Annotated in this window: 16 protein-coding genes; all 16 read left to right on the top strand. The window is 55.5% G+C overall.

What is annotated here, in order from left to right; translation table 11 throughout:
* The first annotated feature begins 104 nt into the window (after positions 1–104).
* The 16 genes from FD34_RS02790 (at position 105) to tyrS (ending at position 15,443) form a co-directional block, all read left to right on the top strand.
* Positions 105–605 (top strand): DUF2975 domain-containing protein, encoded by a 501-nt coding sequence (locus tag FD34_RS02790; RefSeq protein WP_057806593.1) that lies wholly within the window; start codon positions 105–107, stop codon positions 603–605.
* Between the two features lie 14 nt (positions 606–619).
* Positions 620–823, top strand: coding sequence for a helix-turn-helix domain-containing protein (locus tag FD34_RS02785; protein ID WP_057806592.1), 204 nt, complete (start codon positions 620–622; stop codon positions 821–823).
* A 2-nt stretch (positions 824–825) separates the two neighbouring features.
* Positions 826–1,200: a hypothetical protein gene (locus FD34_RS02780; protein ID WP_057806591.1), complete on the top strand. Its 375-nt coding sequence runs from the start codon at positions 826–828 to the stop codon at positions 1,198–1,200.
* Positions 1,201–1,413: 213 nt separating this feature from the next.
* Positions 1,414–2,133 carry a phosphoribosylaminoimidazolesuccinocarboxamide synthase gene (gene purC / locus FD34_RS02775; protein ID WP_057806590.1) on the top strand — a complete coding sequence of 240 codons (720 nt, stop codon included), beginning with the start codon at positions 1,414–1,416 and terminating at the stop codon, positions 2,131–2,133.
* A gap of 2 nt (positions 2,134–2,135) precedes the next feature.
* Complete coding sequence (purS, locus tag FD34_RS02770) at positions 2,136–2,387, top strand: phosphoribosylformylglycinamidine synthase subunit PurS (protein ID WP_057806589.1); 252 nt, start codon at positions 2,136–2,138, stop codon at positions 2,385–2,387.
* Positions 2,384–3,064 carry a phosphoribosylformylglycinamidine synthase subunit PurQ gene (gene purQ, locus FD34_RS02765; protein ID WP_057806588.1) on the top strand — a complete coding sequence of 227 codons (681 nt, stop codon included), beginning with the start codon at positions 2,384–2,386 and terminating at the stop codon, positions 3,062–3,064. Before purS ends, purQ begins: the two co-directional genes overlap by 4 nt.
* Before the next feature lie 3 nt (positions 3,065–3,067).
* Positions 3,068–5,296 (top strand): phosphoribosylformylglycinamidine synthase subunit PurL, encoded by a 2,229-nt coding sequence (purL, locus tag FD34_RS02760; RefSeq protein WP_057806587.1) that lies wholly within the window; start codon positions 3,068–3,070, stop codon positions 5,294–5,296.
* A complete protein-coding gene (purF, locus tag FD34_RS02755; protein ID WP_057806586.1) occupies positions 5,272–6,735 on the top strand; it encodes an amidophosphoribosyltransferase in 1,464 nt (487 codons plus the stop codon). Before purL ends, purF begins: the two co-directional genes overlap by 25 nt.
* On the top strand, positions 6,732–7,769 hold the full coding sequence (gene purM, locus FD34_RS02750) for a phosphoribosylformylglycinamidine cyclo-ligase (RefSeq protein ID WP_057806585.1): 1,038 nt from the start codon (positions 6,732–6,734) through the stop codon (positions 7,767–7,769). The genes purF and purM overlap by 4 nt, the downstream gene beginning before the upstream one ends.
* Positions 7,770–7,779: 10 nt before the next feature.
* A complete protein-coding gene (gene purN / locus FD34_RS08750) occupies positions 7,780–8,361 on the top strand; it encodes a phosphoribosylglycinamide formyltransferase (protein WP_057806584.1) in 582 nt (193 codons plus the stop codon).
* Between the two features lie 3 nt (positions 8,362–8,364).
* Positions 8,365–9,903: a bifunctional phosphoribosylaminoimidazolecarboxamide formyltransferase/IMP cyclohydrolase gene (gene purH / locus FD34_RS02740; RefSeq protein ID WP_057806583.1), complete on the top strand. Its 1,539-nt coding sequence runs from the start codon at positions 8,365–8,367 to the stop codon at positions 9,901–9,903.
* A gap of 15 nt (positions 9,904–9,918) precedes the next feature.
* Entirely contained in the window at positions 9,919–11,178 is a 1,260-nt protein-coding gene (gene purD / locus FD34_RS02735; protein ID WP_057806581.1) for a phosphoribosylamine--glycine ligase, read from the top strand.
* Positions 11,179–11,261: 83 nt separating this feature from the next.
* Positions 11,262–11,774 (top strand): hypothetical protein, encoded by a 513-nt coding sequence (locus tag FD34_RS02730; RefSeq protein ID WP_057806578.1) that lies wholly within the window; start codon positions 11,262–11,264, stop codon positions 11,772–11,774.
* Positions 11,775–11,895: 121 nt separating this feature from the next.
* Positions 11,896–12,582 (top strand): 2,3-diphosphoglycerate-dependent phosphoglycerate mutase, encoded by a 687-nt coding sequence (locus FD34_RS02725; RefSeq protein WP_057806577.1) that lies wholly within the window; start codon positions 11,896–11,898, stop codon positions 12,580–12,582.
* Between the two features lie 216 nt (positions 12,583–12,798).
* Positions 12,799–13,842 (top strand): hypothetical protein, encoded by a 1,044-nt coding sequence (locus FD34_RS02720; RefSeq protein WP_057806576.1) that lies wholly within the window; start codon positions 12,799–12,801, stop codon positions 13,840–13,842.
* Between the two features lie 350 nt (positions 13,843–14,192).
* A complete protein-coding gene (gene tyrS, locus FD34_RS02715) occupies positions 14,193–15,443 on the top strand; it encodes a tyrosine--tRNA ligase (protein ID WP_057806575.1) in 1,251 nt (416 codons plus the stop codon).
* Positions 15,444–15,858 lie beyond the last annotated feature (415 nt).

The following is a 15,858-nucleotide window of genomic DNA, read 5'->3' as shown; positions in this document are numbered from 1 at the left end:
AATTTTTTCCCCCAGCCACTTTTTTTTGGTAACTAAATTATCGTTTTACGATAATTAATTATCGTAGTATAATAATTGCGGAAACTGAGGGAGGGTGAAGAACAATGAAAAAGCGACTGACTAGCTGGCTACTGACGATCATCCAGGCGGTGGTTGACCTTGAGATTGCAATTGTCGCGGTGGGTGCCTTCGGGGGTCTGATCGCCGCCCCGTTCACCGAGATCGGCCACGCGTTCTTCGACTACCGCAGCGGTTTTGGTCTGCTGGTTCAGGTTCTTGACGTGGTGTTGGAAGTAGGCCTGCTGGTTATTTCCCTGCTGGGGACCCGAAACTTGCTGTCCAACATCAATGACGGCCAGTACTTCGTCAGCCAGAACATGCTGGCGGTCTGGCAGATCCTGTGGTCAACCCTGCTGGCCCTGGTGCTCGGCGGTCTCAATACGGTGATCTACCACCTGCTCCATCTTCGAGACAAGTTAGGCTTGTTGACCATGAGCGGGGATGACTTCACTAACGGCCTCGGATTCGTGACGGTGATCTTTTTGATCTATTTAATTTTCAGACGGGGTGTTGCCCTGCAGCAGGAAGCAGACGAGATTATCTGAGGAGGTGGTAACGGGTGATTAGGGTGAACCTGGATGTCGTGTTGAGCGAACGTAAGATGACCTCAAAGGAACTGGCTCAGCGGATCGGCATCACCCCGGCCAACCTCTCCATCCTGAAGACGGGGAAGGCCCGAGGAATTCGCTTTGAGACGTTGGACAAGATCTGCCGGGCCCTAAACTGCCAGCCTGGTGATATTCTTGAGTATCAGGGGGGATAATGATGAGACTAAATAAGCACTTCTACAAGACGACCGACTTTTACTTCGGCCTGGTGATGACCGCAGTGCCCATGGTGGGGATCGTGGTTAATCGGAATCCTTACGACAACATCCTCTTGGGGTTGTTTGTCATCATCGGCCTGGTCTTTTTCGGCCACGCCCTGTTGAGCGCCGAGGCAACAGACTGGCTGATCAGCGGACAGGGACGCCGGCTGGGGTTCAATCGTCACTTCTATCGGACCGTGAATTTTTACTTGGGCTGGTTCCTAATCCTCACTGACTTACCGGGATCCGGGCCGCTCCAGTGGGACAATCTTACCTTCCTGGTCCTCGGGGTGGTCATGGCATTTTGCTCCCTACTTTATTGGCACAACTAAATCGAATTCGACCGACCGGCGTACGAATACGTGCGTCGGTTTTTTAATTCTCCAAATAAACACGAACTTTATTGCTTAATAATCAAATTTCGTTCCGAAAAACTATTGAAAAGGGAGCGGCACTTTGTTATACTGTCCACATAAATTGGCGAATAGTAACCTGTATTTTTAAATTATAGTTCGTGTTTTACCCACAAAGGAGTCGACTGAGTAATGGAAAAGTTACTGTATACCGGAAAAGCAAAGCAGATGTGGCAGACTGACGACCCTGACGTCCTGCGGGTGGTCTACATGGATCAGGCGACCGCACTGAACGGCAAGCAGAAGGACCACTTCACTGGCAAGGGAGCCGCCGCCAAGGCCATCTCCGACCTGGTCTTTCGCTACCTGATTGATCACGGGATCCAAACTCACTTTATCAAACAGGTTTCTCCAACCGCGGACCTAGTCAAGAAGTGCCAGATGTTCCCGCTGGAGTTTGTCACCCGCAACGTCATCGCCGGGCACTTCGCCAGCCGTTATGGACTCGACGAAGGTCAGGTCCTGGACGAACCGGTCGAGGAAACCTTCTACAAGAGTGACCAGCTTGATGACCCCTTCATTAATGAATCGGCCACCATTGCCCTGGAGATCGCCAGTCATGCCGACCTGGCGAAGATGTGGGGCCTCTGCCGGGAGGTCAACGGCCTGCTCAAGCCGCTCTTTGAGAAGGCTGGAATGCGGCTGGTCGACTTCAAGCTCGAGTTTGGTCGTCTCAGTGACGGGCAAATCGTCCTGGCCGATGAGTTCTCCCCGGACAATTGCCGGCTCTGGGACCTCGAGACCGATCAGCACCTGGACAAGGATGTCTACCGACGTAAGCTCGCCGACCTGACCCAGACCTACGACGAGGTACTGGATCGCCTGCAGGGTGTTTTGACAGAGGAGGACTAACCATGACGAATGTTCGGATTTTTGTAACCTATAAACAATCGGTGTTTGACCCTCAAGGTGAGACTATCAAGGATGCCATCCACACCCTGGGTCACGATGAGGTCACCGCGGTCAAGGTCGGTAAGTTCTTCGACGTCACCATCGACGCGACCGGAGCCGCCGTCGACCAGTCCGTCAAGGAGATTGCCGACCAGCTGTTGGTCAACTTCAACATGGAAACCTATCATTACCAAGTACTGGAGGAAGCAGAATGAGAATCGCCGTAATCGTTTTTCCAGGTTCCAACTGTGACGTCGACCTGTACGAGGCCCTGGGCACAGTCTGTGGTGCGGACGTCGCCTACGTTTCCCACCATGAACACAGTCTAGTTGGCTTTGACGCGGTGATGCTGCCGGGGGGCTTTTCCTATGGTGACTACCTGCGGGCCGGGGCGATTGCCCGTTTTACCAACATCATGCCGGCGATCATCAAGATGGCTGAGGAAGGCAAGCCGGTCTTTGGCACCTGCAACGGCTTCCAGATCCTGACGGAGGCCGGGCTGCTGCCGGGGGCCCTGAAGCGCAACGACAGCCAGCGTTTCGTCTGCAAGGCCGTCCCACTCGAGGTCGTCAACAACCAGACCCTGTTCACGAGTCGGTACCGGCCGCACGAACGGATCAGCCTGCCGATCGCCCACGCCGACGGTAGTTTCTACGCCGATCAGAAAACCTTGGACCGCCTGGAGGCCAATCACCAGGTCGTCTTTCGTTATGCAGAGGAGAATCCAAATGGTAGTTTGCGAAATATTGCTGGAATTACTAACCAGCGTGGCAACGTTTTGGGAATGATGCCGCATCCGGAACGGGCAGTGGAGGCAATCCTAGGCAACACGGATGGCCTGCGACTGTTCAAGTCCCTATTGACCAACGGTAGTGTGAAAGTGGGGGAATAAGTAATGAAGCAGGCAATGACGCCCGAAGAGATCAAAGAACAGAAGCCATACCTGGACTGGAGCCTAAGTGAGGACGAGTACAACTACATCAGCGATACTCTGCTTGGTCGGCTCCCAAACTACACGGAGGCCGGCCTCTTCGCCGCGATGTGGAGTGAACACTGCTCCTACAAGAAGTCCAAGCCGGTCCTCCGCCTCTTCCCCAACAAGAACGACCGGGTCATCCAGGGCCCGGGCGAGGGGGCTGGGGTTGTCGACATTGATGATGGCCAGGCGGTCGTCTTCAAGGCCGAGAGCCACAACCACCCGACGACGGTTGAGCCCTACCAGGGGGCAGCAACCGGGGTCGGGGGGATCCTTCGCGACATCTTTAGCATGGGGGCCCGCCCGGTAGCCTCGCTGGACTCCCTCCACTTTGGTGAACTCGATGACTCGACGACCCGGATGAAGGTCGACGGGACGGTTCGTGGAATCGGCGACTACGGCAACTGCATGGGAATCCCGACGATTGCCGGTGAGACCACCTTTGACCCCTGCTACCAGGGCAACGTCCTTTGCAACGCGATGAGCGTCGGCCTGATGGACCAGAAGGATATCCAGCAGGGGAAGGCCGCCGGGGTTGGTAACGCGGTGATGTACGTCGGCGCCAAGACCGGGCGTGACGGCATCCACGGTGCGACTTTCGCCTCAGCGGACTTCAGTGATGAAAATGCCACCCAACGGTCCGCCGTCCAGGTCGGTAATCCCTTCATGGAGAAGCTCCTTCTCGAAGCCTGCCTGGAACTGATCTCTAAGCACCCCGACTGGCTGGTCGGTATCCAAGACATGGGGGCCGCCGGAATCGTCTCCTCCAGCGCCGAAATGGCCGCGGAAGGGAAGAGCGGGATGGACCTCGACCTCGACCTGGTTCCCCAGCGCGAGACCGGAATGTCGGCCTACGAGATCATGCTCAGCGAGTCCCAGGAACGGATGCTCCTCTGTGTCAACAAGGGCCACGAGGACGACGTCAGGAAGATTTTTGACTTTTACGACCTCGACGCCGTCACGATCGGCCGGATCACGGCGGGTCATCAGTACGTCCTCCGCCACGACGGCCAGGTCGTCTGTGATATTCCTGTCTCCAGCCTGACCGACGATGTTTTGGAGGAAGAAAGCACGGAGCACAAGCCAGTCCGGATCACGGTTGCCGAACAGGAACCCGTTTGGCGGCCTAAAATTGACGATCCGGCCGCCACGCTTCGTTGTCTGCTCGCTCAGTCGACCATCGCCGACAAGAGCAGCTTCTACCAGCAATATGACTCCCAGGTGCGCACCTCAACCGTGGTCGGCCCCGGCAGTGATGCCGGTGTCCTCCGCGTTCGGGGTACACACAAGGGCCTGGCGATGACCACCGATGGTAACGGTCGCTTTGTCTACCTTAATCCTGAAGTTGGTGGTCAGATGGCCTTGGTCGAGGCCGCTGCCAACATCGTATCTTCGGGGGCCGAACCGTTGGCGATCACCGACTGCCTGAACTACGGTGATCCGAACGATCCCGAAATCTTCTGGGAGCTCCACCAGTCGGTCAAGGGAATGGCGGCTGCCTGCCGGATCTTTGATACTCCGGTAATCTCCGGGAACGTTTCCCTATATAACGAAAATAACGGTCAGGCCATCCACCCGACGCCAATGGTGGGGATGGTCGGCCTGGTCAAGAATATCGATCGGGTGGTCCCAAGCTTTGTCCAGCAAGCTGGTGACCAGGTCTACCTGGTCGGTGCGACCCGTGACGATTATGCTGGATCCGAGCTACAGAAGATGCTGACCGGAAAGATCAGCGGGGTGGTGCGGCCCTTTGACCTTGACGGCGTTCACACCACCATGCGGCACCTCCTTCACGCGATGGAAAACGGGCATGTGGCCAGCTGCCATGACCTTAGCGAGGGCGGCCTGGGAGTGGCCTTGGCCGAGACCCTCTTCAAGACCGACCGGGGGATGAACCTCGACCTTCGCAATCTGACGGGGGCCCAATTGTTCAGTGAGACCCCAGGTCGCTTTGTGGTGACCGTCCAGCCGGACCACGTGCCCGCCTTTGAACAGGACCTCGGCGACGCTGCCCAGCTGGTGGGGACGGTTACCAACGCCCATTGGCTGGAGGCCCACCTGGCCGACAGCGACTTGAACTTGAGCGTTGGTGAGCTGCAACAGATCTGGGAGGAGGCAATCCCATGCCAAATGAAATCAAAGGACTAAATGAGGAATGTGGGGTCTTCGGGGTGTTTGGCGCCCCGGATGCTGCCCAGCTGACCTACTACGGCCTCCACACCCTACAGCACCGCGGGCAGGAGGGGGCCGGGATTGTGTCCAGTGATGGTGCCAGCCTTTACCAGCATCGTGACCGGGGGCTGCTCGCCCAGGTGTTTGCCGACCAGGCCGAACTCAAGCGGCTGGTCGGGAATGCTGCGATCGGCCACGTTCGTTACGGTACCAGTGGCCACAATTCAATTGCCAACGTCCAGCCATTTTTGTTTCACTTCCACGATGGTGATATCGCCCTGGCCCACAACGGCAACCTGACCAACGCGGTAACCCTTCGCCGCCAGCTTGAGGACGACGGGGCGGTCTTCCAATCGGACTCGGATACCGAGATTCTGATCCACTTGATCCGCAAACACATTCGAGAAGGCTTCATTCCCGCCCTCAAGCAGAGCCTCAACCAGGTTCACGGTGGATTTGCCTTCCTCCTCCTCCAGAAGAATCGCCTGGTGGCGGCCCTTGACCCGAACGGCATTCGTCCGCTCTGTATTGGTCAGCTAGCCAACGGTGCCTATGTGGTGGCCAGCGAGACCTGCGCCCTCGATATCGTCAACGCCCGCTTCGTCCGTGATGTCCAACCGGGGGAGCTGATCGTGATTGATCGCGATGGCCTCCACATCGACCACTACACCACCAAGACCCGGCTGGCGATCTGCTCAATGGAGTATATCTATTTCGCCCGGCCGGACTCGATTATCCACGGGGTAACGGTGCATAATGCCCGCAAGCAGATGGGCCGCCTCTTGGCCCGGGAACATCCGGTTGATGCCGATATGGTGATCGGGGTACCGAACTCCTCACTCTCCGCGGCCAGCGGTTATGCCGAGGAATCCGGACTCCCCTATGAGATGGGGCTGATCAAGAGTCAGTACGTTGCCCGGACTTTTATCCAGCCGACCCAGATCCTTCGCGAGCAGGGGGTCCACATGAAGCTTTCCGCCGTCCGTGGGGTCGTCAGCGGCAAACGAGTGGCGGTGGTCGATGACTCGATTGTCCGGGGCACGACCTCCAAGCAGATCGTCAAGATGCTTCGTGATGCCGGGGCCAAAGAGGTGCACCTCCTGATCTCGTCGCCGCCGTTTCGCTTTCCGTGTTTCTACGGGATCGACATCTCGACCCGTTCGGAGCTGATGGCGGCCCGCTACTCGGTTGAGCAGATGCGCCAACGGATCGGGGCGGACTCCCTCCACTTCCTGAGCGTCGATAGTTTGATCAGGGCGATCAATGTGCCGGACGCCGGAGATGCACCGGATGGGGGCCTGACGGTGGCCTACTTTACCGGGAAATACCCAACCCCGCTCTATGACTACGAGGCGGGTTACCTGAAGTCGCTGAATGAACAGGAACGTCGCGCGCAAGGGAGGTTAATCAAATGAATCGCTACCAAGAAGCTGGGGTCGATGTCAACGCGGGCTATGAGCTGGTCCGCCGTATCAGAGACGCCGCCAGCTCCACCGCCCGGCCCGGGATGATGACTGGGATCGGTAGTTTCGGGGGGATGTTCGACCTGGGTGAGTTACACGTGAAACATCCCGTGTTGGTTTCCGGCACCGATGGGGTGGGGACCAAGCTCCTGATCGCCCAACAAATGGGAAAACACGATACAATTGGCATCGACGTCGTGGCGATGTGCGTCAACGACGTTCTCGCCCAGGGTGCCGAGCCACTCTTCTTCTTGGACTATATTGCCACCGGCCACAATGACCCAGCCAAGATGGCAGCAATTGTCCAAGGAGTCGCCGCCGGTTGCTGGGATGCTCACGTCGCCCTGGTCGGTGGTGAGACCGCCGAGATGCCCGACATGTATGCCCGTGATGAGTATGACCTGGCCGGGGCCGTCACTGGGGTCGCTGAGAAGGACCAGTTGCTGACGGCTGACCTCCCTAAGGATGGTGACGTCCTGATCGGTCTGCCGTCCAGTGGCCTTCACTCTAACGGTTTCTCCCTGGTTCGTCAAATCCTCTTTAAGGATCACAATGTCCAGTTGACGGATCGGCCCGCGGCTCTGAACGGTCAGACGGTGGGGGATGCCCTACTGACCCCGACACGGATCTATGTCCGCCAGGTCCTGCCCCTGGTTCGGTCCGGTCTCGTCCGCGGAATCGGTCACGTCACGGGTGGCGGTCTGGTTGAAAACGTGCCAAGGCTGTTTGGCGACCGGCTACAGGCCGTGATTGACCACCAGGCCTGGCCAACCCGACCGATATTCGACTACCTACGCGACCTGGGTCAGCTAGCGCTAGAGGACTGTTATCAGACCTTCAACATGGGGATCGGGCTTGTCCTAGCGGTGGCCCCAGACAAGATAGCCGCCGTCCAGCAACACCTGGTAGCGGCCGGTGAGACCAGCTACCGGATCGGTCACCTGCATCCCCGGCCGGCTGGTGAAGAAAAGATTGTCATTAAGTGAGGCGTTTGAGATGAGAACCGCAATTCTAGCATCTGGCAACGGGACCAATTTTGAGGTTCTTGCTAAACATTTCCAATCCGGTGACCTGCCTGGTGAGCTGGCCCTGCTCTTCTGCAACCACCCGGACGCACCAGTGATGGCCCGGGCCCACCGTCTTGGCGTCCCGGCCGTCAGTTTCACCGTCAAGTCCTGTGGTGGTAAGGTGGCCTACGAAAAACGGCTACTTGCCGTCCTTCAAGAGTATCGAATCGATTTCGTTGCCCTGGCCGGCTACCTCCGGGTGGTGGGGCCGACGATCCTTGATCACTATGACCACCGGATCATCAACCTTCACCCGGCCTGGTTGCCCGAATACCCAGGTCTGCACTCGATTGAACGGGCCTTCGCTGACCGCCGTGCCCAGACCGGGGTGACGGTCCACTACATTGATGCCGGCTTGGATTCTGGCCCAATCATTGCCCAGTGTCACGTGCCAATCCTGACGACGGACACGGAAGATACTCTGGAGGCCCGGGTCCATGCCACTGAACACCAGCTGTACCCGCTGGCTATGAAACAAGCGTTGACTGCATTGAACGAAAAGGAGAATTAATTCATGAAACGTGCATTGGTAAGTGTATCTGACAAGACCAACCTGGTGCCCTTCGTCAAGGGCCTAGTTGCCAACGACTACGAGATTGTTTCGACGGGTGGGACGAAGAAGGTCCTCGACGATGCTGGCGTGCAGACGATCAGCATCGAGGACGTCACCCACTTCCCAGAGATTCTCGACGGCCGGGTCAAGACCCTCAACCCCTATGTCCATGGTGGCCTGCTGGCCCGGCGTGACCTGCCTGAGCACATGGCAACGTTGGAAGAGCTCAACATTACCCCCATCGACCTTGTCTGTGTTAACCTCTATCCATTCAAGGAGACAATCGAGCAGCCGGACGTTAAGCTGGCCGACGCAATCGAAAATATCGATATCGGTGGTCCGTCGATGGTGCGGTCCGCTGCCAAGAATTACCACGACGTTACCGTGGTGGTCGATAAGGGTGACTATGATCAGGTTCTGAGTGAGATTGAAGATGGCGGGGACACCATCCTGACCACCCGGGCGCAACTGGCGGCCAAGGCCTTCCGCCACACCGCGGCCTACGATACCCTGATCTCCCAATACCTGACCAAGCAGACTGGCCTGGCGGATCCCGAGCAGCTGACCTTGACCTGGAACCTGAAGGAGACGATGCGTTACGGTGAAAATTCTCACCAACAGGCCTGGCTCTATGAGGATGCCATCCCGAAGCGTTTCTCCATTCTGAGTGCCAAGCAGCTGCACGGTAAGCAGCTCTCCTACAACAACATCAAGGACGCCGACGAAGCCCTGCGCTGCATTCGTGAGTTTGATGAGCCGACCGTGGTAGCCATGAAGCACATGAACCCGTGTGGCATCGGTCGCGGCCAGAACCTAAAAGAGGCCTGGGACCGAGCCTATGCGGCAGATTCCGTCTCGATCTTCGGCGGGGTAATTGCCCTCAACCGCCGTGTCGACTTGGCCACCGCCACCAAGATGCACAAGATCTTTCTGGAGATCGTGATCGCGCCCGGCTTTGACGATGACGCCTATGCGGTCCTGGCCAAGAAGAAGAACATCCGCCTACTCACCCTCGACTTTACCCACAAGGACGAGCCAACCAGGCACGAGGTCGTCTCCGTCATGGGCGGGATGCTGATGCAGGAACAGGATACCCTAAAGGAGGATTATCATGACTGGCACTGTGTTACCGAAGTCCAGCCGACTGAAAGCCAGCTCAAGAGTCTGATGTTTGCCTGGAAGGCGGTCAAGCACGCCAAGTCGAATGCCATCGTCCTCGCCAACGATGAGCGGACCCTCGGTGTCGGCGAGGGGCAACCGAACCGGATCGACTCCCTGAAGATCGCCGTCAAGCACGCTGGGGATGCCATTGATGACCGGACCGTGATGGCCTCCGATGCTTTCTTCCCGTTCGGTGACTGTGTCGAATATGCCGGCCAGCACGGCATCAGGGCGATCGTCCAGCCCGGTGGCTCAATTCGCGACCAGGAATCAATCGACATGGCGAACAGGTATGGAATTGCGATGGTGACGACCGGAATCCGTCACTTCCGTCACTAAAAATGGGGTGTCGTAATGGGAGAACAAGTAAATGTACTGGTGGTCGGTGAGGGTGGCCGTGAGTTTGCGATTGCCCGCAAGTTGCAGGCTAGTCCCCGGGTCAAGCAGGTCTACTGCGCTCCCGGTAATGTAGGGATGACCACGATCGGCGTTCAGCCGGTGGACATCGCCGAAACCGACTTCGCAGGCCTGATCCGCTTTGCCAAGGAACATCAGGTGGCCTGGACCTTCGTTGGGCCCGAAGATTGCCTGGTCGACGGGATCGTCGATGACTTTCAGGCGGCTGGCCTGCAGGCGTTTGGCCCGACTGCCCGGGCCGCCCAGCTAGAGGGGTCGAAGGACTATGCCCTCAGTTTCATGGATAACTACGAGGTCCCGACCGCCCAACATGCCTCCTACCGGGATCAAACCAGTGCGATTGCCAACGTCGACCAGTTCGGCTTCCCGGTGGTCATCAAGGAGAACGGTCTGGCCGGGGGTAAGGGGGTTGTGATTGCCCCGGACCGGATAACGGCGGTTCGAACCATCAAGGAGATGTTTGACCAGGGACAATCCCGCTTGGTGCTGGAGGAATGTCTCCAGGGCCCTGAATATTCGATGTTCGTCCTGCTCAGTGATGACCAGTATCGAATCTTGCCGATGGCTCAGGACCATAAGCGGGCCCTCGACGGTGACCGGGGCCCGAATACCGGGGGGATGGGCGCCTACAGCCCGCTGCCCCAGCTCGATCCGACCGACCGGCAAGCGATGATTGATACTGTGGTGGTCCCGACTGTCCACGGTCTGGTGGCGGGAAACTACCATTACCATGGCATCCTCTACGTCGGCCTGATTCTGACTGCCGATGGGCCCAAGGTGATTGAGTACAATGTTCGGCTGGGTGATCCGGAGACTCAGGTGATTCTGCCACGCCTGGCAACCGACCTCTTTGACCTGGTCGACGCCGCCCTCAATGACCAGCCCCTCCCGGCGGTGAAGGTCAAGGACACCGCCTGCCTAGGCGTTGTCCTGGCATCCAAGGGTTACCCGAATAATCCGCTACACGGCCAGTCCCTTGGCCAGTTGCCCCAGAAGACGGGAATCAGTATCGACTACGCCAACGTCAGCGGTGACATGTCCGACCTGCACGGGGCCGGTGGTCGTCTTCTGATGGTCCTGGCCCAGGATAGCAGCCTAAAGGACGCTCACGACCGAGTCTATGAATACCTGGCCCACCTAGATGAACCGGAATGTTTCTACCGGCACGACATCGGTGCTAAGGCCGGCTTAAATTAGTGATAAGAACGCGCCCAACTGCTATTGGTGAGGCGCGTTCTTTGCTATAATTAATCTACCAAAAACGAAACGAGGAGATGACAATGAAGAAGAACAATAACCACCTGATCGGCCTGACCGTCCTAGCAGTGGTGGTCCTCTATATCCTGGCCAAGAGCAGTCTTTTTACCCCATTCTGGTCGCGAGCCCTGGCCACCGGCGCAATTCTGATAGCAGTCAGCGCGGTTGCCTACCTGGCCCTGGGCCGGGGTGCCAACGTGAGCATCCTCAGCGGCTCCCAGCGAGAACTGGATTCCCGCAGCCAGCAGGTGACCAGTGTGAACTTGCTTGGGGGCACCAAGCTTTTCCTCAGCCAAGGGGATGGGAAAGTAGTGGTCGACGCTAGCTTCATCAACATTCTGGGCGGTGGCGATATCTTCCTGCCGGCTGGTTGGCGGGTTGAGGACCACTCCCTGAAGTTGCTCGCCGGGATCACCGACAAGCGGCAGACCCACGTGGCGGGCCCGGCGCCGACCGTCCGGATCACCGGCTTCATGCTCCTGGGTGGGTTGACAATCCGTGAGCTTCCACAGACGGCGGTCAGCATGGCATCGTGATGGATTTCACGAAAAGCCAACATTTTGCGAGCCTCCCTATTGGCATTTATCCAGGATTGGATTAAAATAGTAGAGAAATGCAATTGCATGGTATTTTAAGAAGAAAGAGGTCAAAAACAATATGGCTAAATTAGTACTGATTCGTCACGGTCAAAGTGAATGGAACCTGGCTAACAAGTTCACCGGTTGGATTGACGTTGACTTGAGCGAAAAGGGCGTTGAACAAGCTAAGGAAGCTGGTAAGGCCCTTAAGGAACACGGCATCGAATTCGACTACGCTTACACTTCTGTTCTGAAGCGTGCCATCAAGACGTTACACTACGCCCTTGAAGAATGTGACCAACTCTGGATCCCTGAAACCAAGACCTGGCGTCTGAACGAACGTCACTACGGCGCTCTGCAAGGTCTGAACAAGAAGGATACTGCTGAAAAGTACGGAGACGAACAAGTTCACATTTGGCGTCGTTCATACGATGTTCTGCCACCATTGCTGAAGGCAACTGACGAAGGCTCTGCTCTGCACGATCGTCGTTACGCAAACCTGGACCCACGCACGGTTCCTGGTGGTGAAAACTTGAAGGTTACCCTGGAACGGGTTATCCCATTGTGGCAAGATGAAATTGCACCAAAGCTCTTGGATGGCAAGAACGTCATCATCGCTGCCCACGGTAACTCCCTCCGTGCTTTGAGCAAGTACATCGAAAACATCTCTGATGACGACATCATGAACCTGGAAATGGCTACTGGTCAACCAGTTGTTTATGACTTCGATGACAAGTTGAACGTTCTTAGCAAGGAAAAGTACTAATTAATAGTGACTTCTGCTAATATAATTGCTGCCAGTCTGTTTGCCCAACCCGCAACTGGCGGCCTGAAATTCCCGACCATCGTCCTGATGACCGGGAATTTCTTCTGTTTAAAAGTTTTGAAAAGATTGCGAAGATCTAACCGAATGAATTGTGGACCGTCACAATTGTGTTATGATGGAAAATAAATCAAATGTAGATGGAGTCGATTTTTTAAGATGAAAAAGCAACATAGTTTACCATTAAAGAGCTTCATTACGGAGCTCAAGGCCCTGGTAAAGCCTGATTATCTCAAGACAATGTGGCCCGTTGGCGGGATTACCATTATCTTCATTGCCCTGACTTGCATCCTTAGTTTCCTTACCACCAGCATAATGTCATCCATGATGATGAGCGTCATGATGATTATGTACGGGATGGCTTCACCACTGGCCCTCTTGATGGGCTTATTGGAGATCCTTGGTGCGGCCGCCATTTCGATTGCCCTGTCCTTCTTCTTCAACTTCTTCATGGTAGCCATCCAGTACACCTACTGGGATCGTCTGGCTCATCCTGAACAACCGGTCAGTGCCGGTTCAATCTGGATGCACTACAAGCACCTGCGGAAGAACCAGGTTTGGCGAATTGCCCTCTACATCGGCCTGTTCCTTTTCCAGTGGAGCCTGCCGTTGGATATCGTCGGCGGTCTGGTTGGTGGGATGACTAAGAACACCATTTGGCCACTGGTTATCCGGATCATCAATGACATTGTGATCCTTTGGAAGTCCCTGGAATACTCCCAGTCATACTTCCTCTACCGGGAGAAGCAACCGCAGTTCCTCGGCCAGTCAATGCGGCACGCCCTGACGGCCAGCCGGCGGTTCATGGATAGCCGGAAGTGGAACTACCTGCTGATCAACGTGGTTTGTGAAGTGCTGCCGGTCCTGATCTGGACGCTGATTTTCGGTGGCCTGGCCTTCTACGGTAACTACACTGCAACCTACGTTTTGACCTACGTCGGCATCGCCCTAGTGATCATCGGGATTGCTTGCTATATGCCGGTGATCTTGGCTACTGGGACTTTGTACTTTGTTAAGAGTAAGAACGCCCCGGACCCGGTTGATATTGATGCCACCTTCAAGGATACCTTCAAGCCGGTTGCTGAACTGACCGGTGAGGCTTACGTCCACGAAATTTACACTCCGGCCAAGCCAAAGAAGCATTCAACACCGGTTGCCAAGCTGGATAACGAACCCAAACGGGAAGCCAAGAAAGACGAATAGTATAAAGTAAGAAGCGACCACGATTGGCCGTTTCTTTTTGTTAGGAGAACTTGACACGTTGCCCCGCTGACTAGTACAATAACGGCAATTATGAAAGGGCATCGACGCGAGACCCAGTAGTTGTCAGTGGGACAATCAGAGAGCAGGCGGTTATTGTAAGCCTGCCGAAGCTGAACAACGAATTACACTTGCTGAGCCCGTTTACCTGAACGGATCGCCCCGTTATCGGCGAAGAGTGGTAGCCAACTTGGCTGCAATTCAAGGTGGTAACGCGGTTAAATCGTCCCTGACTTCTGTTTTGAAGTTGGGGCTTTTTTTATCCGCGGCTTAAGACTTAGGAGGAATAGCAGATGAACATTATTGATGACCTGAAGTGGCGCGGTGCGATCAACCAAGCCACCGACCTCGATGCGTTGAAGGAACTGACGGAGAATAACAAGATCGCTCTCTACTGCGGGACCGATCCGACGGGAGACAGTCTGCATATCGGACACCTGATTCCGTTTATGATCCTCAAACGATTCCAGCTGGCTGGACACCATCCGGTAATCATCATTGGTGGGGGAACCGGTGCAATTGGTGACCCATCCGGCCGGAAGTCTGAACGGCAGTTGCAGACGATGGACCAGGTCCACCACAACGAGGCAGCACTGACCGCCCAGATGAAGAAGCTCTTTGGTACGGAGAACTTCACGATTGTCAACAACTACGACTGGCTTTCCAAGATTAGCCTATTGGACTTCCTACGTGACTACGGGAAGCTGTTTAACATCAACACGATGCTGAACAAGGAAGTCGTTGCTAGCCGGCTGGAAGTGGGGATCTCCTTCACCGAGTTTACCTACCAGATCCTCCAGTCCGTTGACTTCCTGCACCTCTACCGGCACAACGATGTTCAGCTGCAGATCGGTGGTTCCGACCAGTGGGGGAACATCACGGCCGGTATCGACCTGATCCATAAGGTAGAGGGTCCGGACACCAAGGTATATGGCTTGACCATTCCGCTGATGCTGAAGGCTGACGGGACCAAGTTTGGTAAGACTGCCGGTGGGGCCGTCTGGTTGGATCCAAAGAAGACTTCTCCGTACGAGTTCTACCAATTCTGGATCAACCAGGATGACCGCGACGTGGTTAAATACCTGAAGTACTTCACCTTCCTCTCCAAGGACGAGATCGACGCCCTGGCCGAGAAGGTCGAAAAGGAACCATGGAAGCGGGAGGCTCAACGCCGTCTGGCTGAAGAAGTGACGAAGTTCGTTCATGGTGAAGCCGCGGTTGAAGAAGCTGAACGGATCAGCAAGGCTCTCTTCTCCGGTGACGTTGCCGACTTGTCCGTTGATGAGATCGAACAGGGCTTCAAGAACATGCCTTCTGTTGATGTTGAGAACAAGAAGGAGAATATCGTCATTTGGCTGACTGACAACGGGATTGAACCATCCCGTCGCCAGGCACGGCAGGATGTGTCTAACGGGGCCATCCGGATTAACGGTGAGAAGGTTGACAATGTTGATGCTGAAATCGACCCAAGCACCCACTTTGATGGCAAGTTTGTGATTGTCCGCAAGGGTAAGAAGCACTACTTCCTGGCGCGGGTAAAATAGTTAAGAAAATAAATAGTTAGTGAAAACCGGTTATTTTTTGCCCTGGGCAGCGGAGGATAACCGGGTTTTGCTTATGAACCGAACTATTTCTTCGATATGGCAGAAAATGTTTAGACTGGCGCTGCGACTAGTTTGAAAGTGAGAATTTAGCAGTTGACGGCGGCAATAATTCACGGTATAGTAATTAACGTTGTCACGGGGATTGCGTAATCAGTCCGTTATAGTTAACAAATTAGTTGTTGACCAGACGCTGGCAACGTGATATATTATTTTAGTCGCTTGTTGCTAAATGGTTATGAAATTCATTCTTGACTTATTAATGTGACGGTGATAAAATAATTTTGTTGGCTATTTGCCAACGTGGTAGACCTTTGAAAACTGAACAAAGTTTTTGACGAACTAAATGTGTAGGGTC

Origin of the sequence: Limosilactobacillus pontis DSM 8475, assembly GCF_001435345.1 — a bacterium.
GTDB classification, from domain to species: Bacteria; Bacillota; Bacilli; order Lactobacillales; family Lactobacillaceae; genus Limosilactobacillus; species Limosilactobacillus pontis.
Note: the sequence above shows the minus strand (reverse complement) of the source record. Positions and strands in the feature narration are given on the sequence as shown.